This window comes from Synechococcus sp. BSA11S (assembly GCF_014224355.1).
In the GTDB taxonomy this organism is placed as follows: Bacteria; Cyanobacteriota; Cyanobacteriia; order PCC-6307; family Cyanobiaceae; genus Regnicoccus_A.
Map to the genome: position 1 here is coordinate 206,381 of NZ_VNWP01000003.1, position 24,051 is coordinate 230,431.

Sequence of the window (24,051 nt, forward strand, 5' to 3'; positions counted from 1 at the left end):
GGACGTTGAAAGGAACTGTGAGGCTCAGGAAATGGATTCAATCGTCGTCGTAATCCGCGACGCCGAGGGATTCATAGGTGGGGCGGTTGGGAGTGCTGCGGCGAGGATTGACGTCCTGCATCAGATCAACCTCAGCTCCGTCATCGGTGTAGACAGCGATGTCCAGCCCCAGCGACTGCAATTCGCGCATCAGCACCTTGAAGGACTCCGGTGTACCGGGACGGGGAATCGGCTTGCCCTTGACGATGGCGTTGAGGGCCTCGTTGCGTCCCTGCATGTCGTCGGACTTGACGGTGAGCAGCTCCTGAAGGGTGTAGGCGGCCCCATAGGCCTCGAGGGCCCAGACCTCCATCTCGCCCAGGCGCTGTCCGCCCTGCTGTGCCTTGCCGCCCAGGGGCTGCTGGGTGACCAGCGAGTAAGGGCCGGTGGAGCGCGCGTGGATCTTGTCGTCCACCAGATGGACAAGCTTGAGAATGTGGGCGTAGCCAACGGTGACCGGCTGATCAAACGGTTCGCCCGTGCGTCCGTCGATCAACTGGATCTTGCCGGGATTCTCTGGGTCATAGACCCAGTCTTTACCTGGCTCGCTGGCGGCCTCCTCGAGATACTTCTGAACGGTGTTCTTGGAGGTTTCGTTGCCGTGCATCTCATCGAACGGCACCACCTTGACCCGGCAGCCCAGGTGAGACGCTGCCCAGCCCATCAGGCACTCGAACACCTGACCCACATTCATCCGTGAGGGAACCCCCAGTGGATTGAGGACAATATCGATCGGAGAACCATCCGGCAGGTAAGGCATGTCCTCGCGAGGAAGGATGCGACTGATGATGCCCTTGTTGCCATGACGGCCGGCCATCTTGTCGCCGACCTGAATCTTGCGACGCTGGGCCACATAGACCCGCACGACCATGTTCGCCCCCGGCGGCAGCTCATCCCCCTGCTCGCGGGTGTAGATCCGCACATCCACCACCCGGCCGCGCTCGGTGCTGGGAACCCTCAGGGAATTGTCGCGCACATCGCGGGCCTTCTCACCAAAGATCGCCCGCAGCAGCTTCTCTTCCGGTGGCTGATCCGACTCGCCCTTGGGCGTGACCTTGCCCACCAGGATGTCTCCGGATTCGACATAGGCACCGATCCGGATGATGCCCATCTCATCGAGGTTCCCCAGGCTCTCTTCAGCCACATTGGGAATCTCGCGCGTGATCTCCTCAGGACCGAGCTTGGTCTGGCGGGCTTCGATCTCATACTTCTCGATGTGCACCGAGGTGTAGAGGTCGTCCTGGACGAGGCGCTCACTCACCAGGATGGCATCCTCGTAGTTGTAGCCCTCCCAGGGCATATAGGCAATCAGGACATTCTGGCCCAGAGCGATCTCTCCGCCTTCGCAGGCTGAGCCATTGGCCAGCACCTGGCCGGCGATCACCGGATCGCCCTGGCTGACGATCGGTCTCTGGTTGAGGCAGGTGTCCTGGTTGGAGCGCTGGTACTTCTGGAGATGATGAATGTGATCCGTGTCGTGCTCATCGCGGATCACGATCGCTGTGGCATCCACGAAGGTGACGGTGCCATTGACCCGGGTGATCGGAACCATGCCCGAGTCGCGGGCGACCTGGGTTTCCAGACCGGTTCCCACCAGAGGCCGCTCGGGCCGCAGCAGGGGGACGGCCTGACGTTGCATGTTCGAGCCCATCAGAGCCCTGTTGGCGTCGTCGTGCTCGAGGAAGGGGATCAACGAGGTGGCCACGGAAATCACCTGAACAGGTGAGAGCTGGACGTAGTCGACCTGCTCCGGCGGCACCGTCTCGAAGTCCTGGCGGTAGCGGACGGGAATCAGCTCGGCCAGGATGCGACCGTCGGCATCGGTGGCCACATCGCCTGGCGCGACGCGGCACTCGTCTTCGAGGTCGGCGGAGAGATAGATCGGATCACCCTGCTTGTGGACGATGCCCTGCTCCACCTTCCAGAAGGGGGTTTCGATGAAACCGTATTCATTGACGCGGGCGTGGGTGGCCAGCGAACCGATCAGGCCGGCATTGGGACCCTCAGGCGTCTCGATCGGGCAGATGCGCCCGTAGTGGGAGGGGTGAATGTCGCGCACGGCGAAACCAGCCCGCTCGCGGGTGAGGCCACCTGGGCCCAGGGCACTGATGCGCCGCTTGTGGGTGAGTTCCGCCAGAGGGTTGGTCTGGTCCATGAACTGGCTGAGCTGGCTGGAGCCGAAGAACTCCTTGATCGCCGCCACCAGGGGCTTGGGGTTGACCAGCTGCGCGGGGGTGAGCGATTCGGTCTCACCGACCGTCATGCGCTCCTTGATGATCCGCTCCAGCCGGTTGAGGCCGACCCTGACCTGGTTCTGGAGAAGTTCTCCAACCGAGCGCACCCGCCGGTTGCCGAGGTGATCGATGTCGTCGAGGGAGGCCCCGCCCACATCGAGCTCGAGGTTGATCAGATAATCGATGGTGGAGAGCACGTCCTCAGCCGTGAGGGTGCGCACCGCATCGGGGATGGTGAGCCGCAGCTTCTTGTTGATCTTGTAGCGGCCGACACGGCCGAGGTCGTAGCGCTTGGGATCAAAGAAGCGGCTGTGCAGCAGCTGCTGACCACCACTCACGGAAGGAGGTTCGCCGGGACGGAGCTTCTTGTAGAGCTCAAGCAGCGCCTGATCCTCCGATGAGATGCCTTCGTCGTTGGCGGCTTCGATCGACTTGCGGTAGTACTCCGGGTGGCGCAACTTGTCGAGGACATCGTTGTCGGAGAGCCCGATCGCCCGCATCAAAACATGGGCGTTGATTTTGCGGGTTTTGTCGACGCGAACGTGGAGCAGATCGTTCTTGTCGGTTTCGAACTTCAGCCAGGCTCCCCGGTTCGGGATCAGGCTGGCGTTGAAGGTTTTGCGGCCGTTCTTGTCCTGCTCATCCTTGAAATAGACGCCGGGGCTGCGCACGATCTGGTTGACGATCACCCTCTCAGCACCGTTGATGATGAAGGTGCCACGCTCGGTCATCAGCGGCAACTCGCCGATGAAGACTTCCTGCTCCTTGATCTCACCGGTTTCCTTGTTGACCAGCCGGCAGGTGACGTACATCTGCGAGGCAAAGGTGGCGTCGCGACGCTTGGCCTCTTCCACATCGTGACGGGGGCGCTTCAGCCGGTACTCCGTGCCCACGAAATGGAGCTCGAGCTTGCCTGTGTAGTCGGTGATCGGGGAGAAGCTGTCGAGCTCCTCAATCAGACCCTTCTCCAGGAACCACTTGAAACTCGCCCGTTGCACCTCGACCAGATCGGGCAGGTAGGTGACGGTCTTGGCGACCTGAATCGCGCTGCTCATGCGGGGACCTGCAGGAACGGGTGAAAAGGTGGATGGGGTGCGAAGGCGGGAACACGCCTCACGCTCAGGGCTGCCGTAAGGTCAGCCGAAGGCACGGCAGGGCAGCCCCACAGAAGTGGGACGCCCCTGCCGTGTTCACGCTGATGAATCTCGAATCGGAGCTGCCGATCTAGACAATGGAGCTTTCAAGCTGCCAGGCCAATAAAACATCATACACTATTGGCTGAGATGGTCTGAGGAAGGCCGAAAAGGCGTACCGCATTTCCTGTGGACTCCGCCGCCACCTGCCCCAGCGGCTGCTCCCTGAGTTCGGCCACGCGGCTGGCCACTGCCGCCACGAAAGCCGGCTCGTTGCGCTTCCCCCGCCTGGGAACAGGAGCCAGGAAGGGGCAGTCGGTCTCGATCAGGTAACGATCCGCCGGGACCTGACGGGCACAGGCGTGGGTGTCGAGCGCCTTGGGGAAGGTGACCGTTCCGCTGAAGCTGATGTAAAGCCCCAGATCCAGAAAGGCCGCCATCTCCTGAGGAGTGCCGCCCCAGCAGTGCATCACCCCCCGGGGGCAGCGCCCCTCAGCCTGACGCTGGCGCAACTCCTCCAGCATCGGTTCGGCGGCATCCCGGCAATGGACGATCACCGGCAGATCCAGCTCGACCGCCAGATCGAGCTGGGGGCGCAGAACCTCCAACTGGTGCACGAGGTTGGTGTCGCGGAAGAGATCCAGACCAAGCTCCCCGATGGCCACCACCCGCTCGTCATCGAGGGCGGCCTGGCGCAGAACCGCCTGGGTGGTGGGGCCCCAGTGCTCCGTGTCGAGGGGATGCACCCCCACCGAGTAGCGAAGCTCGGGGAAGCGATCGGCCAGACGACGGATCGGGGCGATCTGGGAAGGCTCCACACAGGCATGCAGGAGTGAAACCACGCCGGCCTCACGCCAGCGTTCAGCCACAGCATCGAGATCGGCCTCGAAGGTACTGAACACCACATGGCAGTGGGAATCCACCAGCGCCGAGGGGGTGGGGGCCGCGGAAGGCGAGGGTTTGGCGTGCATCAGGACCGCGCGCCGCTCAGGCGTTGCCGGCAACGGGCTCGATGGCCTGCTTGACGGCTGTGCTGAGACGCGACTTCTGATTGGCTCCGGTGTTGCGGTGGATCACCCCGCGCTTGACGGCCTTGTCAATTTTGCTGTAGGCGGCGTTGAGGCTGGCCTGCACGGCCGTCTTGGTGTCCTCGCCCGGCTCCTGGCTGTAGGCGTTCACGGCCGTGAAGCAGCGCTTCATCAAGGTGCGCACCGCAGCCTTGTAGGTGCGGTTCTGCAGCCAGTTGCGCTCGGCAATCAGGATGCGCTTCTTCGAAGACTTGTTATTGGCCACAGGCGGATTCAGCGCTGATTCAGCAGTTGTCGATCTTACCCTCACAGCCTCACCAGGTGTTCAGCCAGCTCTAGCCTGGGTCGCTGACTCCTCGGCGCCGCTTGCCGCCACCGCCTTCCCCCGTGCCGAACACCCTGAGCAATCCCGCACCAGCCCTGGCCCTCGACATTCTCAAGGACCTCGATGCGGCCGCGGCCAGGCTCGAGAGGATTGCCGGCCGTACCAGCGGCGAGGCCAGCCTTGAGGCAAGCGCCCGCGTGGAGGCCATCCTCGAGCAGGTCAAACGACAGGGCGACCATGCCCTTCTCGAGCTGAGCGAGCGGTTCGACGGCATCCGTCCGGATCCCCTGCGCCTGCCCCGCGAGGAGCTGGCCCGCGCCTGGAAGGAGTGTCCCTCCGACCTGCGCAGCGCCCTGGAGCTGGCCCACAGGCGCATCCTCGATTTCCATCAGCGCCAGAAGCCCAGCGACCTTTCGGTGACCGGCGTGCATGGCGAGAAGCTGGGCCGACGGTGGCGTCCCGTGGCCAAAGCTGGCCTCTACATCCCCGGAGGCCGTGCCTCCTACCCCAGCACCGTGCTGATGAACGCGGTCCCCGCGCGGGTGGCCGGAGTCAAACGCGTGGTGATGGTGACGCCTCCAGGCCCGCAGGGACAACCGGATCCCACGGTGCTGGCAGCCGCCCACCTCGCCGGGGTCGAGGAGGTCTACAGGGTGGGCGGGGCCCAGGCGATCGGCGCGCTGGCCCACGGCACTGAATCCATCCCGCGCGTGGATGTGATCAGCGGCCCCGGCAATCTCTACGTGACCCTGGCCAAGAAAGCCGTTTATGGCCAGGTGGCGATTGACTCCCTGGCCGGCCCCAGTGAAGTGCTGGTGATCGCCGACCAGAGTGCCGATCCGGATCACGTGGCCGCGGATCTGCTGGCCCAGGCCGAGCACGACCCCATGGCGGCGGCGATCCTGCTCACCACCAGCGCGGCCCTGGCGGAGTCCGTCCCCCGGGCCCTTGAGCAGCAACTGCGCCACCACCCCCGCGCCGAGTTGTGCCGGGAAGCTCTGGAAGCCTGGGGGCTGATCGTGGTCTGCCCCTCCCTGGAGGATGCCGCCCGCCTGAGCGACCACTTCGCGCCTGAGCATCTGGAGCTGCTGGTGGAGCGGCCTGAGCCCCTGGCCGGGCGCATCGAGAATGCCGGAGCCATCTTCATCGGCGCCTGGAGCCCCGAAGCCGTGGGTGATTACCTGGCCGGGCCCAACCACACCCTGCCCACCTCAGGCACCGCCCGCTTCTCGGGTGCCCTGAGCGTGGAGACTTTCATGCGCCACACCAGCCTGATCGCCTTCAACCGCCAGGCCCTGGAGGCCACAGGACCTGCAGTGATCACCCTGGCCGAGAGCGAAGGACTCCACAGCCACGCCGATTCGGTGCGTCGCCGGCTCGACTGAGCCGATCAGGCCCGCTCCAGATCCCGCACCCGGGGCTCCCCGTCAACGATCTCGCCCACGAGCACCTGATCGGTGAGCCCCACGAACAAACCGTTCTCCAGCACCCCCGGCAGGTTGTTGATGGCCTGCTCCAGGGCCACCGGATCAGCGATGCCGCCGGCCAGCTTGAGATCGAGCACGAGGTTGCCCTGGTCGGTGACCACCGGGCCCGCCTTGCGCACCGCCATGCGCAGCTCCCCAGCGGCGCCCATCCCCTCCAGTTGAGCCTTCACCTGGCGCCAGGCGCCGGGCAGCACCTCCACCGGCAGCAGGAACTCCAGATTGAGGCGCTTCACCAGCTTGCTGGAATCCACGACCACCACGAAGCGATCGGCCCGGCGGGCCACCAGCTTCTCCTGCACGTGGCAGGCACCGCCTCCTTTGATCAACTGGAAGGCAGGGTCGACCTCATCGGCACCGTCGATCGCCAGGTCGATACGGGAGACGGCATTGAGGCTCTGCAGGGGGATGCCCAGCTCTGCGGCCAGCACCTCGCCCTGGAATGAGGTGGGCACGCCTGTGATCTCGCTGAGCTCACGCCGCTGCAGGCGGGCGCCCAGTTCACGGATCATCAACGCTGCGGTGGAACCGGAGCCGAGCCCGAGCACCATGCCGTCGCGGATCTGATCGACGGCGGCGGTGGCCACAGCCAGCTTCATCCGGTCCTGCAGCTCGGCCATCGGGTTGAAACGAGGGGGTGAGACCGTAGCAAGCTGAAGGCTGAAGGCCTGCGGAATCCAGGTGTCGCCGGGCTGCTCAGGAGGCCCGCGGCAGCGCGGCGGGGCGGATCGAGAGCTGCAGTTCCCGGTTGCCGCGCACCACCTTCAGACGCAGGTCCTCGCCCACCCTGGAGGCCTCGACCCGCTGCAGCAGGGAGGCGGGATCGGCCACGGGCTGATCGGCCGCCGCCACCACCAGGTCACCACGGCGCAGTCCGGCGTTTTCAGCCGGGCTGCCCTGGAGCACCCGCTGAACCAGGGCACCATCGCGCTCCGGCAACTGCAGCACCGCCTCCGGGTCGCGGTTGTTCTCGCGGGCACGGCGGGCCGTGAGCGGCACCAGCTGCAGCCCCAGGTAGGGGTGAACCACATCGGCGCCGGTGCGCAGCTGATCCGCCACGCCCCGGGCCAGGTTGATCGGGATGGCAAAGCCGAGTCCAGCACCCGGGCCGGAGCGAACCAGGGTGTTGATGCCGATCACATCACCGGCCGCATTGATCAGGGGCCCCCCGGAATTGCCCGGGTTGATGGCGGCGTCGGTCTGAATCAGGTCGAGCCGCTTGTCGGCGAAACCGAGGCTGTTGATGTTGCGGTGCAGGCTGCTGACAATGCCGAGGGTGACCGTGCGCTCGAGGCCATAGGGACTGCCCAGAGCGATGGCCCAGTCGCCCACCTCCAGAGATTCGGAATTCCCCAGGGGAGCGGCCTGGAGGCCGCGGGGAGCTTTGATGCGCACCACCGCAAGGTCGGTGACGGGATCAGCACCCACCACGTTGCCATCGAGATGGCGGCCATCAGCCAGGGTGACCTCCACCTGATCGACGCGGTCGACCACATGGGCGTTGGTGAGGACCAGTCCAGCGGCGTCGATCACCACGCCGGAGCCCTGGCCACGCTCGCGGCTGCTGCCGGCGGGGTCGCCGAACAGATCACGCAGCAGCGGATCGAGCATCGCCGGATCGAAGGCCTGACGGGGAACCTCTCGCTCGGTGTCAATGCGAACCACGGCCGGGCTGACCCGGCGGGCTGCCTGGGCCACGAAATTGTGGGCCGGTGCCAACGGAGGTGTCGACGCATCGGCAACAGCTGGGGCAGCGGCAGCGGCAACGGCAGCGGCAACAGGGGCCGCAGCAGACTCGGGCGTGAGCGCCAGGGCCCGAGCGGGCGCCAGGCTCAGGCTGATCACCAGCAGCAGCAGCGCCAACCAGCAGCTCCGATCGACCCGTGCCCGCCATGAACAGGGAGCCGGGGGCAGGAGGTGAAAGTTGGTGAAGCTGGCCATGGAAACGAGATTAGGTGGCTGAATCGGTCGCCGCCGTCTCCGGACAGGGCGACCAGCGCAGCAGCCTGTGGCTCCAGTTGCCATCCCTGTGGAGCTCCAGCAGGCGCCCGCCGGGATCATGGGGACGCCCCAGAGGGCAGGGTTGCACCGCCTCGAAGGCGCAGAGGGTGGACGGGCAAGCCAGGACGGGAATGGCCGGCTCACCTGCCAGAAACCCCTGCCAGTGCTGATGGACGTGGCCGCAGAGCACGATCACCGGTGCGCTGGCCTCGGCGAGGACACCGGCCAGCTGGGCCCCATCCCGCAGCCCGATCGCATCGAAGAGCGGGGAGCCGATCGGCAGCGGCGGATGGTGCACCATCACCAGGGAGGGAGCCTGCCGGCGGAGCAGGCACTGACGCAACCAGGCCAGCTGCGGAGCGCCGAGCCATCCGCCCGCATCGCCGCACCGGTGGCTGGAGAGCAGCAGCAGGCGCCAGGAGCCCATTCGGAGCTCAGCGGGCGCCAGCACGGCCTGACATCCGAGCACCGCCTGCAGCAGGAGCGGGTGATCGTGGTTCCCCGGCAGCAGCGCCAGGGGAAGGCCGGTGGCGGTGAGCAGGGTTCGGAGCTGGACGTAGCCACCCCAGCTCTCGTCCTGACAGAGATCACCGCTGATCAGCAGCAGATCCGGCGGAGCACCAACGGCGTCGAGGGCCTGAAGGAGACTGTGACGCAGTTGCTTGAAGGGGGTACGCCCCCTGTAGCGACCCTGTTGCTGGCGCAGCAGGTGGGGATCGCTGAGCTGCAACACCCTCAGGGGCTCTGAACCGGAGCAGGGAGCCCCTGCATCCGGCTGACTCGGGACCCACTCTTGAAGGGGTCGCAACAGAAGTGGCCACAGATGGGGGCCTTCACACTAAGTTGCCGCAACAGCGCTGCCAGCCCATGGCCTCGATCCCTCCCGGCACCCGTGTGCGATGCGCTCTCTGCCAGGTGGAGATCCAAGGCATGGTGGGCGGAGAGGACCAGGTGCTCTTCAGTCAGGGCGCCCCTGGAACCCGCGCCAAGCTCTGGGCCAGGGTCTGCCAGTACGTCAGGGAACCCCAACGCTGCCTCAACCAGGACCAGGACAAACGGGGCGAGGTCGGCCCCGACGACTTCTACGGCGAAGCCCCCAGCCTGGGCCTGTTCGACGCACCCGGCGGGGCCCAGCCCCCGGCCTGAGCGGGGTCATCCAGACCGGCTTGTAGGGTGAAGGTCATGCCCGGCGGGCATCATCCTGGTTCTCGAGAGCGGCTTTCGGCCGGCCTCGATGGCAGGGGCAGTTCACTGCAGTGGCCGGTCGGGCGTCCGACCCGATTCCACCCCTGCTGGTGCCCCATCCACTGATCCCCGAACTGGAGCGTCTGGTCACCCCGTTGGCGGAGGCTTCCGGCCTCGAGCTGAAGGGGGTCGAGATCCAGGCCCACAGGGTGCCCCTGGCACTGGTGGTCCAGATCCGTCATGCCGATGGTCGGGACGTCAACCTCGATGACTGCGCCGCCTTCAGCGGGGTGCTCGGCGAGGCCATGGAAACGAGCACGCTGATGCCCTCGGCCTATGTTCTGGAGATCAGCAGCCCGGGGATCGGCGAGGAGCTCCTCGAGGACCGTGATTTCCACAGTTTCCGTGGGTTCCCGGTCGCTGTGCGCTTGCGGGATGCCAAAGGCCTGGAGACCACCCGCGAAGGCCTCCTGCTGGAACGGGACGAGGAGCACGTCCAGCTCAACCAGCGCGGCCGCATCCGTCGCCTTTCCCGCGCCGATGTGATCTCCGTCTGCCTGGTCACCCCCAGGGACTGACCCCGTCACTCTCCCCACCCCCTCACCACCACCCCTTCGACCCGATGGCACTCGTTCTCCTCCCCGGTCTGCAGAACCTGATCGAGGACATCAGTGAGGAGAAGAAGCTTCCGACCCAGGTGGTGGAAGCCGCCTTGCGCGAAGCGCTGCTGAAGGGCTACGAGCGCTACCGCCGAACCCTTTATCTCGGCATCAGTGAAGACCCCTTCGAGGAGGACTACTTCAGCAATTTCGATGTGGCCCTCGACCTCGACGAGGAGGGCTACAGGGTGCTGGCCAGCAAGATCATCGTGGAGGAGGTGGAGAGCGACGACCACCAGATCGCCCTCTCCGAAGTGCAGCAGGTGGCCGAGGACGCCCAGATCGGGGACACCGTGGTGCTGGATGTCACCCCCGAGAAAGACGATTTCGGCCGCATGGCCGCCTCCACCACAAAGCAGGTGCTGGCCCAGAAGCTGCGGGATCAGCAGCGCCGGATGATCCAGGAGGAGTTCGCCGATCTGGAGGATCCTGTGCTCACGGCCCGGGTGATCCGCTTCGAGCGCCAGTCGATCATCATGGCCGTCAGTTCCGGTCTGGGCCGGCCGGAGGTGGAAGCGGAGCTGCCTCGCCGCGACCAGCTCCCCAATGACAACTACCGGGCCAACGCCACCTTCAAGGTGTTCCTCAAGGAGGTGAGCGAGGTGCCCCGCCGCGGACCCCAGCTGTTCGTCTCCCGGGCCAATGCCGGTCTGGTGGTGTACCTGTTCGAGAACGAGGTGCCTGAAATTCAGGAGGGCTCAGTGCGGATCGTGGCGGTCGCCCGTGAAGCCAATCCCCCATCTCGGGCCGTTGGCCCTCGCACCAAGGTGGCCGTCGACAGCGTCGAGCGGGAGGTGGACCCCGTGGGCGCCTGCATCGGAGCCCGCGGCTCCCGGATCCAGCAGGTGGTCAACGAGCTGCGGGGCGAGAAGATCGATGTGATCCGCTGGTCGCCCGATCCGGGTCAGTATCTGGCCAATTCCCTCAGCCCCGCCCGCGTGGAGATGGTGCGCCTGGTGGATCCGGAAGGGCAACACGCCCATGTGCTGGTTCCCCCCGACCAGCTCAGTCTGGCGATCGGCCGTGAAGGCCAGAACGTCCGCCTGGCGGCACGTCTCACCGGCTGGAAGATCGACATCAAGAACGCCGCCGAGTACGACCAGGTGAGTGAGGACGCCCGGGCGGCCGAACTGATTGCCCTGCGGGAGGAGGACGAGCGGCAGCAGGCCGAGGCCGAAGCCCGCCTGGCGGTGGAGCAGGCCGCCCGGGCCGAGGAGGATGCCCGCCTGCGGGAGCTGTATCCCCTCCCGGAAGACGAGGAGGGCTACGACAGCTACGACGAAGCTGGGGAACCCGAACCCGAGACTGAGGCTGAAGCGGCCACCGGCACCGAGACAGAACCGGTCGCTGAGACCGAGGTGGCCGCGGCGGAGCCGGTGGCCGAAGCCACCGTGGATGTGCGGTGAGCGAGCGCATCGTGCTGCGGCGCTGCGTATCGTGCCGTGAGCTCCGTGACCGCCGTCTGCTCTGTCGGATCATCCGCCAGAACCGTGACGGTGTGGTTCTCGAGGTTGCCTCCCCCAGGGCCATGGGCCGCTCGGCCTATGTCTGCCCCTCCCCCAGCTGCATCGAGGAAGCCAGGCGGCGCAAACGCCTCCAGCGCTCCCTGCGCTGTCCGGTGTCGGATTCCATCTACACGGCACTGGACCAACGGCTGCGCGAGTCACGCGCTGCAGCCTCTGAGGCAAGATGAACAGTGGCCGCACCGCGCGTGGGGCCCGGCGGCACCCGGTGCCCCGACCGATCGGAGACCTGAATGACCAGCAGCGGCAAAGTCAGAATTTATGAGCTGTCCCGGGACCTGGGCCTGGAGAACAAGGACGTGCTCGACGCCGCCGAGAAGCTGTCCATTGCGGTCAAGAGCCACAGCAGCTCCATCAGCGATGGCGAGGCCGAGCGCATCCGCAGCCTGATCACCACCCACGGCAACGGTGGCAGGGCCACGGAGGCTCAGCCCAGCCGGCCCACCCCTGCGGCCAGCGAGCCCGGCAAAGCCATCCTTTCCCTGAAGAAAGCCGCTCCTGCCGCGCCCACCCCACCGGCTGGTGCCAGCGGAGTGGCCAAGCCCGCCATCACCAAGCCGGCAATCGTCAAGCCCCCCATCGCCAAGCCGGTCTCCAGGCCTGAGATCGTCGCCCAGCCCCCAGCCGGATCAGCGAAGGCCCAGCCGGCGGCGCCCAGAACCTCCGCGCCGAAGCCGGCGGCCCCAACACCTCCCGCCCCCCAGGCGCCGGTCGTGAGGACAGTGGTGCCCCAGGCCAACCGCCAGGCCCCCGGCTCCCCCGCCCCAGCCCGGCCCGGGGCGCCAGCCAAACCCGCCGCTGTGAAAGCCCCGGCCAAACCGGTGGCAGCCCCAGCCCGGCCACCGGCCCCTCCGGTGAGCAAGCCCGAGCCGCCCCAGGTGCGCAAGCCGGAATCGGCTGCCCCAACCAGCCCCAGGCCTGCCACCAGTCCCAGGCCCGTGCCCAGGGGGAGTGCGCCTGCCCCCACCCGGCCTGCCACCTCGCAACGCCCCGGCGCCCCGGCGCCCGTCCGCAATCCCGGCGGCTCCGGGGCCGGGCGGCCTCAGCTGGTGGGTCGCCCCCAGTCCGGCCAGCCCGGCAGCAGCAACCGTCCGGCACCACCGTCGGGACGGCCGGCCCTGAGCCAGAGGCCGGCGGGCGCTCCCCAGCGCCCCACACCCCAGGTGAGCCGTCCCACCCAGGCCCGCAGCCCCCTGGAGCTGGTGGGCAAACCGATCCGCCGGGACGCCGCAGGTCCCGGGAGCACCGGCCGGCCCGGAGCCCCCGTCCGACCCGGCATGCCCCAGGGCATGCGCAAACCGGTGGCACCAGGCGAGCTGATGCAGCTTCAGAAGCCCGGCAGCCGCCCAACCGCCGCCCCACCCCGTCGGCCGGAACGTGGCGAAGGAACGCCTGATGCGAACCGGCCAACGGCCACCCCACCGTCAGCGCCCAGGCGTCCGGCATTCCGCACACCCCAGGCCGCCGGGCCGGGGCGTGCACGACGTCCGGAATGGGACGACAGCGCCAAGCTGGAGGCCCTGCGCAGCAAGTCGCCGCAGAAGCAGCGCCAGAAGGTGCACATCATCGGCGACAACGATGATGCGCTCACCGCCGAAACCGGCGGTTACGCCGGCGAGCACGAGGCGATGGTGCTCCAGGCCAGCCTGGCCCGGCCGGCCAGGCCCCGCACCCGCCCCACCACCCCTGGCGCCAAGCCCGTGGTGGCGATGCGCAAGCGCAAGAAGGAAACCACCCGGCAGCGCCAGCGGCGCCGCGCCATGGAACTGCGTGCCGCTCGGGAAGCCAAGGCCACCCGCCCCGAAATGCTGATCGTGCCGGAGGGAAACCTCACGGTGCAGGAGCTTGCCGACCGCCTGGGCGTGGAGAGCTCCGAGATCATCAAATCCCTGTTCTTCAAGGGGATCATCGCCACGGTCACCCAGACCCTCGATCTCTCCACGATCGAAACGGTCTCCGATGAATTCGGGGTGCCCGTGCTCCAGGACGACGTCGAGGAGGCCGCCAAGAAGACGGTCGAGATGATCGAGGACAGCGATCTCGATCACCTGATCCGTCGCCCACCGGTGGTCACGGTGATGGGCCACGTCGACCACGGCAAAACCAGCCTGCTCGATGCGATCCGCAAGACCCGCGTTGCGGCTGGAGAAGCCGGCGGCATCACCCAGCACATCGGGGCTTATCAGGTCACGATCCCCCATGCCGGGGAGGACCGTCGCATCACCTTCCTCGACACCCCGGGCCACGAAGCGTTCACGGCGATGCGGGCCCGTGGCACCAAGGTCACCGATGTGGCCGTGCTGGTGGTGGCCGCCGACGACGGGGTCAGGCCCCAGACCCTGGAGGCCATCAGCCACGCCAGGGCCGCTGAGGTGCCGATCATCGTGGCGATCAACAAGATCGACAAGGAGGGCGCCCAGCCCGAGCGCGTGAAGCAGGAACTCTCCTCCCTGGAACTGGTCGCCGAAGACTGGGGCGGCACCACGGTGATGGTGCCGGTGAGCGCCATCAAGGGCGAGAACATCGACAAACTGCTGGAGATGATCCTGCTGGTGACCGAGGTGGAGGATCTCCAGGCCAATCCGGATCGCATGGCCAAGGGCACCGTGATCGAGGCCCACCTCGACAAGGCCAAGGGGCCTGTGGCCACGCTGCTGATCCAGAACGGCACCCTCAAGGCCAGCGATGTGGTGGCGGCTGGCCCCGTGCTGGGCAAGGTGCGCGCCATGGTCGACGACACCGGCAAGCGCGTGAAGACGGCAGGTCCGTCGGCAGCCGTGGAGGCCCTGGGCTTCAGCGAAGTTCCCACCGCCGGCGACGAATTCGAGGTGTACACCGACGAGAAGACGGCCCGTGCCGTTGTGGGGGATCGGGCCAATGAAGCCCGCGCCACCCGCCTCGCTCAGCAGATGGCGTCCCGCCGTGTGTCTCTGGCCTCGATGTCGGGTCAGGCCAGTGAGGGGGAACTGAAGGAGCTCAACTTGATCCTCAAGGCCGACGTCCAGGGCAGCGTGGAGGCGATCCTTGGCTCACTCGAGCAGCTGCCCCAGGGCGAAGTGCAGGTGCGCGTGTTGCTCTCCGCCCCTGGCGAGATCACCGAAACCGATGTGGACCTGGCTGCCGCCTCCGGCGCGGTGATCGTGGGCTTCAACACCTCGATGGCCTCCGGTGCGAAGCGGGCCGCCGATGCCAACGGCGTCGATGTCCGCGATTACGACGTGATCTACAAGCTCCTGGAAGACATCCAGCTGGCCATGGAGGGCCTGCTGGAGCCGGAGCTGGTGGAGGAGCCCCTCGGCGAAGCCGAAGTGCGGGCCGTGTTCACGATCGGCAAGAGTGCCGTGGCGGGCTGCTACGTCACCAGCGGCAAGCTGCAACGCAACTGCAAGGTGCGCATCCAGCGCAACAAGCAGGTGGTGTTCGAGGGCGACCTCGATTCCCTGCGTCGCAACAAGGACGACGTCAAGGAGGTGGCCACGGGTTTCGAGTGCGGCATCGGTTGCGATCGCTTTGCCAACTGGCAAGACGGCGATCGCGTCATCGCCTACAAGCTGGTCACCCAACGCCGCACCCTCAGCACCTGATGTGAACCCCCGCAGCGAACCCCTCCTCTGGCTGCAGCTGCTCGCTCTGGCGGCCATCCCGGCGGAGCTGCTGGCCGTGGTCCTGATTCTGGCGGGGGCCGATCCCGGGCCGGTTCCGGCGATCGAGCGGCTGTTGCTCTGGGCCCTCGGAGCCCTGCTGCCGGCTGTGCTGCTCTGGCAGCGGCCAGCCGATTGCTGGTCACTGCTTTTGCTGCAAACACCAGCCCGGGGGAGGCGGGAGGGTCAGCGGCGTCTGAGTGCGCTGCAGTCGCCCCTGGCTGTTCGTCTGCTGGCGGCAGGCTGGGGTCTGCTGCTGCTGCCGGCGATCTGGAGCCTCGACGCCCTCTCCGCCCAGATGGCCGCCATCGCTCCCCTGGCGGAGGCCTCACGGCTGGTCACGATGCTCCTGACCCTGCCCGTTCTGGCCGTTCTGGTCTGGCAGGGCCAGCAGCTGCTCCAGGCCAGCTGGTTGCTCAGCCGCGGAGCTGATCTGGTGGCTGAAACCCCCGCGATGACCCTCGAGGCGCTCGCGAAGGAGCGCTTGAGCCTCGGGCTGCCCCTGCTGCTCCCAGATCCCCTCAGCCTGTCCCAGGACAGCCCACCGCAGTCGGTCGAGAGCAGCTCAGCGGTCGCGCCAGAGGAGCAGGCCGAAGCCGATCAAGGCCCCCAGCTGGATGAGCAGGTCTCCTGAGGGCACCTCTGCGCCTGCGGAGGAGCGCATGGCCATGGCCGCCAGTCCAATTCCTCCCGAGGCCGTCAGGGCAAACCAGAGGGCACGCCGCAGCCCTTTCCAGGGGGCCTTGGCTTCCGCCATCAACCGTTCCCGCAGGTCAGGGTCCAAGGGAGTCGGCTTCGGCCTGGGGAGGGTGGAAGGCATCAGCCGTGGATCGTGCAGAACAGCTCAATGCTAATTTCATTCAGGTGCCGGTGTAGCTCAGTGGTAGAGCAACTGATTCGTAATCAGTAGGTCGTCGGTTCAAGTCCGATCACCGGCTTCAGTTTCATACATCGATCTGAGCCCTTCAGCAGTCAGCTGGCATGAAGTGCCCACCAGCGGCTTGCTAAGTTGCAGGCCTGAACAACCTGATGGGACAGCACATCCAAAGTATCGGAGAACATTCTGATTCGATCACCAAGCCGCTCTTCTCTACGACCTCGGCTAAGACAGTCGATCGCTCGAGTAGTAATTCCCCCCGCCATGAAAGCCAGGCCAGCCGGCGCTCAACAAGGAAACGCTGAACACAGTCCGAGAAGGACTTCCCCCATGGCGTGAACACGAACGGCATCAGGCAGGCACCAGCACGCAACGGCACCTTGGGTGGCTGTCGGCAGGAATCGACGGCTGATCAGCTACGCCAGACGATGGTGGAACAGAACTGGCGACAGTCGCCATGGCCACCCAGCGGACAGCACGATTGGCCTTGGAGTATGAGGTGAGCCCACCGGCCACTGCCGCCCTGCCACGCCCGTCTCCTCCCGATCAGGCCCAGGCCAGCCCGCAACCCACCGAGGTACTGGCGGGCTCGATCGAGCGCGTCACCTTCCACAACGCCGAGAACGGCTTCTGCGTGCTGCGCATCAAGGCACGCGGCCACCGCGACCTGGTGACGGTGGTGGGTCATGCCGCCGAGATCAGCGCCGGCGAATGGGTGACGGTGAGCGGCAGCTGGGTGAACAGCCGCGAACACGGCCAGCAGTTCAAGGCCTCCTTCCTCAGGGCCTCCGCGCCCACCACCGCCGAGGGCATCGAGAAGTACCTGGGCTCAGGAATGATCCGCGGCATCGGCCCGATCTATGCCAGCAAGCTTGTGGCGGTCTTCGGGGAGGAGGTGTTCGAGGTGATCGAGCAGGCCCCGGAGCGCCTGCGGGAGGTGCCCGGCATCGGCCCGGTGCGGGGCCAGCGGATCAGCCAGGCCTGGGCCGATCAGAAGGTGGTGCGCGAGATCATGGTCTTCCTGCACAGCCATGGCGTCGGCACCGCCCGGGCCGTGCGCATCTTCAAGACGTACGGGAACGAGGCCGTGCAGGTTATGGCCGAGAACCCCTACCGCCTGGCGCGCGACATCCGCGGCATCGGCTTCCGCACCGCCGATGCGATTGCCAGACGGCTGGGTATCGAACCCGAGGCGATGATCCGCCTGCGCGCTGGAATCAGCTACGCCCTGCTGGAGGCCAGTGGTCAGGGCCACTGCGGTCTGCCCACCGCCGAGCTGCTCAAGCTGGCCGGTGAGCTGCTGGCGGTGGAGAGCGGCCTGATCCAGAGCGCCCTGGATCAGGAGCTGAGCGAGGGCTCCGTGATGGCCGACACCCTGGGCGGAGACGAGGCCATCTTCCTTTCGAATTTGCACCGTGATGAGCGGCGCATCGCGGCTGCACTCCAGGAGCTTGCGCAAGGCCGCACGCCCTGGGGAGGCATCGAGGCCAGCAAGGCGATTCCCTGGGTGGAGCAACGCCTTGGCCTTGAGCTGGCCGCCAGCCAGAAGGCTGCGCTGGAAGAGGCCCTCTCCAGCAAGGTGCTGGTGATCACCGGCGGGCCGGGGGTGGGGAAAACCACCCTGATCAACGCCATCCTGCGCATCCTGGCGGCCAAGAAGCTGCGCATCCTGCTCTGCGCCCCCACCGGCCGTGCCGCCAAGCGGATGGCTGAAACCACAGGGCTGGAGGCGAAAACGATCCACCGGCTGCTGGAGTTCGACCCGGCGGCCTTCGGCTTCAAGCGCAAGGCCGAGCTGCCGCTGGAAGCCGATCTGCTGGTGGTGGATGAAACCTCGATGGTGGATGTGCCCTTGATGGCCTCCCTTCTGGACGCCCTCCCACCCGAGGCTGCCCTGCTGCTGGTGGGCGATGTGGACCAACTGCCCTCGGTGGGGCCAGGCCAGGTACTGGCCGATCTGATCAACAGCGGCGCCCTGCCGGTGGCCCGGCTCACGGAGGTGTTCCGCCAGGCGGCGTCCAGCCGCATCATCACCACCGCCCACACGATCAATGCGGGCACCATCCCAGATCTGCGACCGCCGCCGGCTGATGCCACCACCGACTTCTACTTCCTTCCCGCCGAGACACCCGAGCAGGCGGTGGCGTTGATCCTCAAGGTGGTGGGTGAGCGCATCCCGGCCCGCTTTGGCCTCGATCCGATCGCCCAGGTGCAGGTGCTCTGCCCGATGGCCCGCGGAGGCTGCGGCTCACGCTCGTTGAACGTGGAGCTGCAGCAACTGCTCAACCCCGACCCCACCGAGCAGGTGGAGCGTTTCGGCTGGCGGTTCTCACCGGCCGACAAGGTGATGCAGGTGGCCAACGACTACGAGAAGAATGTGTTCAACGGCGATGTCGGCACCGTGGAAACGATCGACGCCGAGGCCAGTGAACTGGTGGTGCGCTTTGACGGGCGTGAGGTGACCTACGGCTGGGGTGAACTCGACAACCTTGTTCCCGCCTATGCCTGCACGATCCACAAGAGCCAGGGAAGCGAATACCCCGCCGTGGTGATCCCTTTGCTTACCCAGCACTACGCGATGCTGCAGCGCAATCTGGTGTACACCGGCATCACCCGTGGCAAGCAACTGGTGGTGCTGGTGGGCCAGAAGAAAGCCCTGGCAATGGCCGTGAATAACCACCTGGGCCGCAGGCGGTACACCAAGCTGGCGGAATGGCTCAGCTGAGCGATAGCGGTCAGGACGATCGAGCTGCTCTGCCCCAAACCATCCACCAGGGGCGGCGGGGCGGCCTGGCATGGCTGCCATCGCAGAGCGGGTAGCGGTGGGAGTGACCACAGCCGCAGACCATCACCGTGCAGGCTTGCTCGAGATGCAATTCGCGGAACAGCCGGCCGGTGCCCAGGTGGGCACCATCACAGAACCAGCCATGGCGGCTGCGACCGCAGCTACAGAGCTGGTGCACGCCGGCCGGCAGCTCCAGGGGAATCGGTCCTGCCGGAGACGGAGCAGGTTCAGCCATGGCATTCGCAGCCGCAGCCGGCATGGCAGTGCTCGCCGTTGGGATGTCCCGTGGCGCAGGCGTCGCTGCAGAAGAGCACGGTGCCGCTGCGGACCGCTGAGTCCGCCTGGACCGTGCAGTGACAGCCTGGGCAGGCGCACTGGAGCGCGGCTGGTTTCTCCAGGGTGGTGGTCATGGCCTCTCCTTGTTCAGGGCAGTGGGAACCAGTCTGGAGCCTCCGGAGCTCGGGAGGGCCTGCCTGCCGTGCCGGCAGGGCGGGCCAGGGAGGCTATGGATGAATCAGAGGCCTCAAGCGGGGCGCCCTTCTTCATGGAGCCGCTCAGGCATCGGTTGGAGCCATGCCTGTCTTGGTTGCTCACAGGTAGCAGCAAAAATGGGGCTACCGGGTGCTGTGCTCCGGCGCGGGAGACGGTGCTCCAGCAGGTCGACACTGAGCAGAATTCGCTGACGGGTCGGTCACTGGTCAACCTGCCTCGGAGCCGGTAGCGTCCGACGCAATTGGCCGGGTGGATGAATGCCGTTTCACGCTGTTTCTCCCGGTCGATCCATCCCCCTGCTGCTTGGTGCAACCCTGGCCCTTGGGGGCACTGCCTGGCTGGCTCCCGCTGCTCAAGCCAATCAAGCGAGCCGATCCCACGTGCTCACGGCCATCCGCCAGGTATGGCCCGCTGCGCACCACGAGTCGGCGATCCGGCTGGCACGCCTGGAGAGCGGCCTATCCCCCACCGCCCGTGGCTGTGCCGGGGCCTGCCTCGGGCTGTTCCAGATCCACTACACGGCCCACCGTCGGTTGATGGCCACAATGGGCATCCACTCGCCTGACCAGCTGCTGGATCCGATCGTCAACAGCACCGTGGCCTATCGCCTCTTTCGCCAGTCGGGTTGGAGGCCCTGGGGCGGTCAGCCATGAGCACTCGGATCACCGATCGATATCAGGCGGTTTCCGCAACGCCATCAGCTCGTTGTGTGTGTTCTCACCAGATCATTCAGCGATCACAAGTTTGAGAATGGGGCCGGCATGGTTAAGGGCAAGGCCTACACCGCCCTGCTCAATCTCAAGACAGGTGAAGAGTTCGAGATCAAGCTTGACTGCAAGCAGATCCGGTTGGTGCCTGTGGGTGAGGTTAACGAGGAGGAGTGAGGACTTCTGGATGGAGGAGCGTTCATGACACAACGAACCGTGCTGCGCCTGGGGGATCCACGTCTGCGAAAGATGTCCCTCCCCGTCACCAGGTTTGGAACACCTGATCTGCTTGCTTTGATCACGGATCTGCGGGACACCATGGCGGCACGTGATGGGGCGGGCCTGGCCGCTCCGCAAATCGCCGTACCGCTGCGAGTGGTGATCTTTGGAATCACCGTCAACCCACGCTATCCGGATGCGCACCCGATACCAGAAACGGTGCTGATCAATCCGGAGATCACCCCGATCGAGAAGGAACGCGATTTCGGCTGGGAGGGGTGTCTCAGTGTGCCGGGCCTGCGAGGACAGGTGAGTCGCTGGAGGCGGGTTCATTACCGAGGCTTCGATTCAGAGGGCCATCTGATCGAACGATCAGTGGATGGGTTCCACGCCCGTGTGGTCCAGCACGAGTGCGACCATCTCGATGGCGTGCTCTTTCCTGATCGACTTGAGGACACCCGGGCCTTTGGCTTCACGGATGAGCTTGAAGCCTCTGGTCTGTTGCCTGGCGTCGTATGAGCAATTCCCGAGAAATCGCGGGGAACTCTCCCCCTGCTTGGCACCATCAAGCTGTCAGGCCGCAAGCGGTGGCTTTTGGGCAGGCAGCCCCTCTGTTCGGCCAGCGAGGATAAGCGCCGGAGCAGAGGGTTCCTATTCCGGGTGGTGCTTAACGCTCCAGCTCAGCACGGGGCCGGCAATCCGACGCTGGTGCGGGTGACACCGCTCCGAGCCGCCGGGATGTTGAACAAGGCTCCGCGGCCGCACACCGCGATTGAACTCAGTCCGCTCTGGGCAAAGCCAAAGCGCAGAGGGTCGAGGTAGCCCGAGTGGCCGACGCACAAACCCACCGACCGCAGGGTTGTTCGGGTACCTCGCACTCCACCGAGCGGGAGAGTTCATCCCCTGCCGCCAGCACCGGCTGGGCCTTGTCCTTGAGCTCGGCGGCGGCCTCCTCCAGGGTGGTGTTCTTGTTACTGGCCACTCGGCTCACCTCGGAGCGGAAGGCTTTCAACTGGTCCTGGAACGCCTTCGTTCCCAGCTGCTCCAGTTTCTGCTCGGACCCCTCCAGGTTTGCAATGGCCGTGCTCAGGCCCAGCAGGCAGGCAGCAGCGAGCAGTGAAGAGCGCATGGGCGAAAAAGTCCCCACGAACAGGAACCACGTCCCGGCAGCGGCATCTCGCTGGCTCGAAGCCTGCGGTGAACCTGGACGAGGATGTGACGCCAAACAAAAAGCCCCTGCCGAAGCAGGGGCTTTCATTGTGGTGATGCAGATGGCGGGTCCGGGTGGACCCACCGGCCGCATCAGCCGATCGCAGGAGCGGTCAGCGCCACGGGAGTGGCTTCAGCAGAAGCCAGGTCCAGCGGGAAGTTGTGAGCATTGCGCTCGTGCATCACTTCCATGCCCAGACCAGCGCGGTTCAGCACATCAGCCCAGGTGTTGATCACGCGGCCCTGGCCGTCGAGGATCGACTGGTTGAAGTTGAAACCGTTCAGGTTGAAGGCCATCGTGCTCACGCCGAGGGCGGTGAACCAGATGCCGATCACAGGCCAGGCAGCCAGGAAGAAGTGCAGGCTGCGGCTGTTGTTGAAGGAGGCGTACTGGAAGATCAGGCGACCGAAGTAACCGTGGGCAGCCACGATGTTGTAGGTCTCTTCTTCCTGGCCGAACTTGTAACCGTAGTTCTGGCTCTCGCTCTCGGTGGTTTCACGCACCAGGGAGGAGGTCACCAGCGAACCGTGCATAGCGGAGAACAGGGAGCCACCGAACACACCGGCCACACCCAGCATGTGGAAGGGATGCATCAGGATGTTGTGCTCAGCCTGGAACACCAGCATGTAGTTGAAGGTGCCGGAGATGCCGAGGGGCATGCCGTCGGAGAAGGAACCCTGACCGAAGGGGTAGATCAGGAACACAGCCGAGGCAGCGGCCACGGGGGCGCTGTAGGCCACGCAGATCCAGGGGCGCATGCCGAGGCGGTAGGAGAGTTCCCACTCGCGGCCCATGTAGCAGAAGACGCCGATCAGGAAGTGGAAGATCACCAGCTGGTAGGGACCGCCGTTGTACAGCCACTCATCGAGGCTGGCGGCTTCCCAGATCGGGTAGAAGTGCAGGCCGATGGCGTTGCTCGAAGGAACAACGGCGCCGGAGATGATGTTGTTGCCGTAGAGGAGGGAGCCGGCAACGGGCTCACGGATGCCGTCGATGTCGACGGGAGGAGCAGCGACGAAGGCCACGATGAAGCAGATCGTGGCAGCCAGCAGGGTGGGGATCATCAGCACACCGAACCAACCGACGTAGAGACGGTTGTTGGTGGAGGTGACCCACTCGCAGAACTGGCTCCAGGCAGACGCGCCCTGGCGCTGCTGAAGGGTGGTGGTCATGAGAGCGAGGTAAGAGGCCCCCGGAGGGGTCGGTTAGGTAGGACGAAGTGCCGGAGCGGGAAACCCGTCCGGTGGGCCCGAAAGCCCTTCGCCTGACACAATGTAACAGACCATTGCAGGATGTGTGAAGCGCTTAAGGTTTGCTTCCGCTGGGGGGCGGGCGCGAAAGCCGATCCAGCAGGCCGCCGAGTTGTGTCGCCTTCGACACGCCCTGAGGGAAATCCGTACCAATGAACACCAGGGCGACTTAAGATTCTCTTCAGCTCCTTCGAGAAGGCGACCCATGGTTCTGATCTGCTGGGATCTGAGCGGTAACCGCTCCACCGAAACCGTGCCCGTCTGCCATGCGCGCCAGCGACGTCTCCAACTGGAGCGCCTCGGTGCCGTCATCTACTGGAGCGAACGACTGGTCAACGCCTGAGGCTGTTGCTAGGTGTTCGGAGCCCCCATGCGATCCGCCGCTGCGATGCCCTTGCGTTCACGCGCCTCCAGACCATTTCTCATCGGCGGTCTGGGTCTGCTGGCCCTTGGCCTGGCCGGCTGCCCCAGCACTCCCTCCAAGGAGAGTCAACGGCTGGACCAACTGGAGCAGCGTCTCCAGCAGGTTGAGCAGCGCCTGGCCAGTCCGGCGAGGCCCGACCCCGCCGACCCCGCCGGCAAGCCTCCAGCCGGCGTGGTCAAGTCGCTGACCTTCCGCATGGACAGCGCGGACGACAGGCTGCGCATCTACTGGGCCGACGGCAGCTCGACGGACCTGCCCTGCACCAAGGAACAGGGAACCTGGGCCTGTGGCTGATCTGGACACGGGCCGCCCCTGAGCAGGGCCGAACCGATCCATCGTTGCCGCTTCCACGGAACCTTTCCGTGGTCCTGTCGATGCATCCCCGTCATGCGCCCACTTCTTGTCCTTTCGGCCTGTCTGGCCGTCGTGGCAGCCAGGCCATGCCTGGCTCAGGACAGCTATGAGCTCTTCCCCTTCACCCGCCAGCGGGCCACCAACGTGGCGCGCATGTACGCCGAGCGGCTCAATGGAGGCCTGGGCACCTACAGGCCGGATGCCTGCATGTACAACCGAGGCGGCGGCGACTGCCTGGTCAAGGGCGATGCCGAGGGCTACATCTTCCGCTTTCTCGGGGGGCCTCCCGGCTGGCAGATCCTCAACCTGGCCCCCACGGCTGAAACCGAGATCGAGGTCTCAGCTGATGGGCGCTCAGTGGTGAAGGTGCTCTACAACGGCGCCCCCAGAGAGGAAACCATGACCCCCCAGGAGGCCCCATCACCCGAGCCCGACGACGCGCCTGGGCCCGAAGCCGTCAGCCCGGAACTCTGAGCTGGCG

At 66.1% G+C, this 24,051-nt stretch carries 25 protein-coding genes and 1 tRNA gene; 15 read left to right on the forward strand and 11 right to left on the reverse strand.

Features of this window, described 5'->3' with window-relative positions; all coding sequences use genetic code 11:
* Nucleotides 1-37: 37 nt before the first annotated feature.
* The 3 genes from rpoB to rpsT all read right to left on the reverse strand — a co-directional run bounded on the left by rpoB (nt 38) and on the right by rpsT (nt 4,699).
* Nucleotides 38-3,328: a DNA-directed RNA polymerase subunit beta gene (rpoB, locus tag FPZ61_RS04300; RefSeq protein WP_185465124.1), complete on the reverse strand. Its 3,291-nt coding sequence runs from the start codon at nt 3,326-3,328 to the stop codon at nt 38-40.
* Between the two features lie 209 nt (nt 3,329-3,537).
* A complete protein-coding gene (locus tag FPZ61_RS04305) occupies nt 3,538-4,377 on the reverse strand; it encodes a TatD family hydrolase (protein WP_185465125.1) in 840 nt (279 codons plus the stop codon).
* Nucleotides 4,378-4,393: 16 nt separating this feature from the next.
* Nucleotides 4,394-4,699: a 30S ribosomal protein S20 gene (gene rpsT, locus FPZ61_RS04310; RefSeq protein ID WP_185465126.1), complete on the reverse strand. Its 306-nt coding sequence runs from the start codon at nt 4,697-4,699 to the stop codon at nt 4,394-4,396.
* Between the two features lie 134 nt (nt 4,700-4,833).
* Between rpsT and hisD the strand changes: the two genes are divergently transcribed.
* The gene (gene hisD / locus FPZ61_RS04315) at nt 4,834-6,144 is read left to right on the forward strand and encodes a histidinol dehydrogenase (RefSeq protein WP_185465167.1); all 1,311 of its coding nucleotides are present in this window, start codon (nt 4,834-4,836) and stop codon (nt 6,142-6,144) included.
* A gap of 5 nt (nt 6,145-6,149) precedes the next feature.
* On the opposite strand, the gene rpiA is transcribed toward hisD, so the two are convergent.
* From rpiA to FPZ61_RS04330, 3 genes are all read right to left on the reverse strand, one after another.
* Nucleotides 6,150-6,863, reverse strand: coding sequence for a ribose-5-phosphate isomerase RpiA (rpiA, locus tag FPZ61_RS04320; protein ID WP_185465127.1), 714 nt, complete (start codon nt 6,861-6,863; stop codon nt 6,150-6,152).
* A 76-nt stretch (nt 6,864-6,939) separates the two neighbouring features.
* On the reverse strand, nt 6,940-8,184 hold the full coding sequence (locus tag FPZ61_RS04325; protein ID WP_255441344.1) for a trypsin-like peptidase domain-containing protein: 1,245 nt from the start codon (nt 8,182-8,184) through the stop codon (nt 6,940-6,942).
* 10 nt (nt 8,185-8,194) lie between these two features.
* Nucleotides 8,195-8,983 (reverse strand): metallophosphoesterase, encoded by a 789-nt coding sequence (locus FPZ61_RS04330; RefSeq protein WP_185465169.1) that lies wholly within the window; start codon nt 8,981-8,983, stop codon nt 8,195-8,197.
* Between the two features lie 128 nt (nt 8,984-9,111).
* Here FPZ61_RS04330 and FPZ61_RS04335 point away from each other — a divergent pair, with 128 nt between their 5' ends.
* The 6 genes from FPZ61_RS04335 to FPZ61_RS04360 all read left to right on the forward strand — a co-directional run bounded on the left by FPZ61_RS04335 (nt 9,112) and on the right by FPZ61_RS04360 (nt 15,886).
* Entirely contained in the window at nt 9,112-9,390 is a 279-nt protein-coding gene (locus tag FPZ61_RS04335; RefSeq protein WP_185465128.1) for a hypothetical protein, read from the forward strand.
* Between the two features lie 149 nt (nt 9,391-9,539).
* Nucleotides 9,540-10,007 carry a ribosome maturation factor RimP gene (gene rimP, locus FPZ61_RS04340; protein WP_185465129.1) on the forward strand — a complete coding sequence of 156 codons (468 nt, stop codon included), beginning with the start codon at nt 9,540-9,542 and terminating at the stop codon, nt 10,005-10,007.
* Between the two features lie 44 nt (nt 10,008-10,051).
* On the forward strand, nt 10,052-11,494 hold the full coding sequence (gene nusA / locus FPZ61_RS04345) for a transcription termination factor NusA (protein ID WP_185465130.1): 1,443 nt from the start codon (nt 10,052-10,054) through the stop codon (nt 11,492-11,494).
* Nucleotides 11,491-11,781 carry a YlxR family protein gene (locus FPZ61_RS04350; RefSeq protein ID WP_185465131.1) on the forward strand — a complete coding sequence of 97 codons (291 nt, stop codon included), beginning with the start codon at nt 11,491-11,493 and terminating at the stop codon, nt 11,779-11,781. Before nusA ends, FPZ61_RS04350 begins: the two co-directional genes overlap by 4 nt.
* A gap of 63 nt (nt 11,782-11,844) precedes the next feature.
* Nucleotides 11,845-15,195, forward strand: coding sequence for a translation initiation factor IF-2 (gene infB, locus FPZ61_RS04355; protein ID WP_185465132.1), 3,351 nt, complete (start codon nt 11,845-11,847; stop codon nt 15,193-15,195).
* 1 nt (nt 15,196) lies between these two features.
* Nucleotides 15,197-15,886, forward strand: a complete 690-nt coding sequence (locus FPZ61_RS04360; RefSeq protein ID WP_185465133.1) for a low-complexity tail membrane protein — start codon at nt 15,197-15,199, stop codon at nt 15,884-15,886.
* Here FPZ61_RS04360 and FPZ61_RS04365 read toward each other — a convergent pair.
* Nucleotides 15,818-16,072: a DUF3493 domain-containing protein gene (locus tag FPZ61_RS04365; RefSeq protein WP_255441345.1), complete on the reverse strand. Its 255-nt coding sequence runs from the start codon at nt 16,070-16,072 to the stop codon at nt 15,818-15,820. The genes FPZ61_RS04360 and FPZ61_RS04365 overlap by 69 nt on opposite strands.
* Nucleotides 16,073-16,118: 46 nt before the next feature.
* Between FPZ61_RS04365 and FPZ61_RS04370 the strand changes: the two genes are divergently transcribed.
* Together FPZ61_RS04370 and FPZ61_RS04375 are read left to right on the forward strand one after the other, a co-directional pair.
* Nucleotides 16,119-16,190: transfer RNA gene (locus FPZ61_RS04370), tRNA-Thr, on the forward strand.
* A 396-nt stretch (nt 16,191-16,586) separates the two neighbouring features.
* Nucleotides 16,587-18,854, forward strand: coding sequence for an ATP-dependent RecD-like DNA helicase (locus FPZ61_RS04375; protein ID WP_221629762.1), 2,268 nt, complete (start codon nt 16,587-16,589; stop codon nt 18,852-18,854).
* 10 nt (nt 18,855-18,864) lie between these two features.
* Here the strand turns inward: FPZ61_RS04375 and FPZ61_RS04380 are convergent, their stop codons facing one another.
* Together FPZ61_RS04380 and FPZ61_RS04385 are read right to left on the reverse strand one after the other, a co-directional pair.
* Nucleotides 18,865-19,149, reverse strand: a complete 285-nt coding sequence (locus tag FPZ61_RS04380; RefSeq protein ID WP_185465134.1) for a CDGSH iron-sulfur domain-containing protein — start codon at nt 19,147-19,149, stop codon at nt 18,865-18,867.
* On the reverse strand, nt 19,142-19,324 hold the full coding sequence (locus FPZ61_RS04385; RefSeq protein WP_185465135.1) for a conjugal transfer protein TrbI: 183 nt from the start codon (nt 19,322-19,324) through the stop codon (nt 19,142-19,144). The genes FPZ61_RS04380 and FPZ61_RS04385 overlap by 8 nt, the downstream gene beginning before the upstream one ends.
* A gap of 339 nt (nt 19,325-19,663) precedes the next feature.
* On the opposite strand from FPZ61_RS04385, the gene FPZ61_RS04390 reads away from it, so the two are divergent.
* From FPZ61_RS04390 to def, 3 genes are all read left to right on the forward strand, one after another.
* A complete protein-coding gene (locus tag FPZ61_RS04390; protein ID WP_255441346.1) occupies nt 19,664-20,059 on the forward strand; it encodes a transglycosylase SLT domain-containing protein in 396 nt (131 codons plus the stop codon).
* Nucleotides 20,060-20,167: 108 nt separating this feature from the next.
* Nucleotides 20,168-20,290: an AbrB-like transcriptional regulator gene (locus FPZ61_RS04395; RefSeq protein ID WP_185465136.1), complete on the forward strand. Its 123-nt coding sequence runs from the start codon at nt 20,168-20,170 to the stop codon at nt 20,288-20,290.
* A 24-nt stretch (nt 20,291-20,314) separates the two neighbouring features.
* On the forward strand, nt 20,315-20,851 hold the full coding sequence (def, locus tag FPZ61_RS04400; RefSeq protein ID WP_185465137.1) for a peptide deformylase: 537 nt from the start codon (nt 20,315-20,317) through the stop codon (nt 20,849-20,851).
* 259 nt (nt 20,852-21,110) lie between these two features.
* On the opposite strand, the gene FPZ61_RS04405 is transcribed toward def, so the two are convergent.
* Nucleotides 21,111-21,461: a hypothetical protein gene (locus FPZ61_RS04405; RefSeq protein WP_185465138.1), complete on the reverse strand. Its 351-nt coding sequence runs from the start codon at nt 21,459-21,461 to the stop codon at nt 21,111-21,113.
* 173 nt (nt 21,462-21,634) lie between these two features.
* Nucleotides 21,635-22,714: a photosystem II q(b) protein gene (gene psbA / locus FPZ61_RS04410; RefSeq protein ID WP_185474750.1), complete on the reverse strand. Its 1,080-nt coding sequence runs from the start codon at nt 22,712-22,714 to the stop codon at nt 21,635-21,637.
* A 283-nt stretch (nt 22,715-22,997) separates the two neighbouring features.
* Here psbA and FPZ61_RS04415 point away from each other — a divergent pair, with 283 nt between their 5' ends.
* The 3 genes from FPZ61_RS04415 to FPZ61_RS04425 all read left to right on the forward strand — a co-directional run bounded on the left by FPZ61_RS04415 (nt 22,998) and on the right by FPZ61_RS04425 (nt 24,044).
* Complete coding sequence (locus tag FPZ61_RS04415; RefSeq protein WP_185467199.1) at nt 22,998-23,135, forward strand: hypothetical protein; 138 nt, start codon at nt 22,998-23,000, stop codon at nt 23,133-23,135.
* Nucleotides 23,136-23,162: 27 nt separating this feature from the next.
* Nucleotides 23,163-23,510: a carbohydrate porin gene (locus FPZ61_RS04420; RefSeq protein WP_255441347.1), complete on the forward strand. Its 348-nt coding sequence runs from the start codon at nt 23,163-23,165 to the stop codon at nt 23,508-23,510.
* Nucleotides 23,511-23,603: 93 nt separating this feature from the next.
* The gene (locus FPZ61_RS04425) at nt 23,604-24,044 is read left to right on the forward strand and encodes a hypothetical protein (RefSeq protein WP_255441348.1); all 441 of its coding nucleotides are present in this window, start codon (nt 23,604-23,606) and stop codon (nt 24,042-24,044) included.
* Nucleotides 24,045-24,051 lie beyond the last annotated feature (7 nt).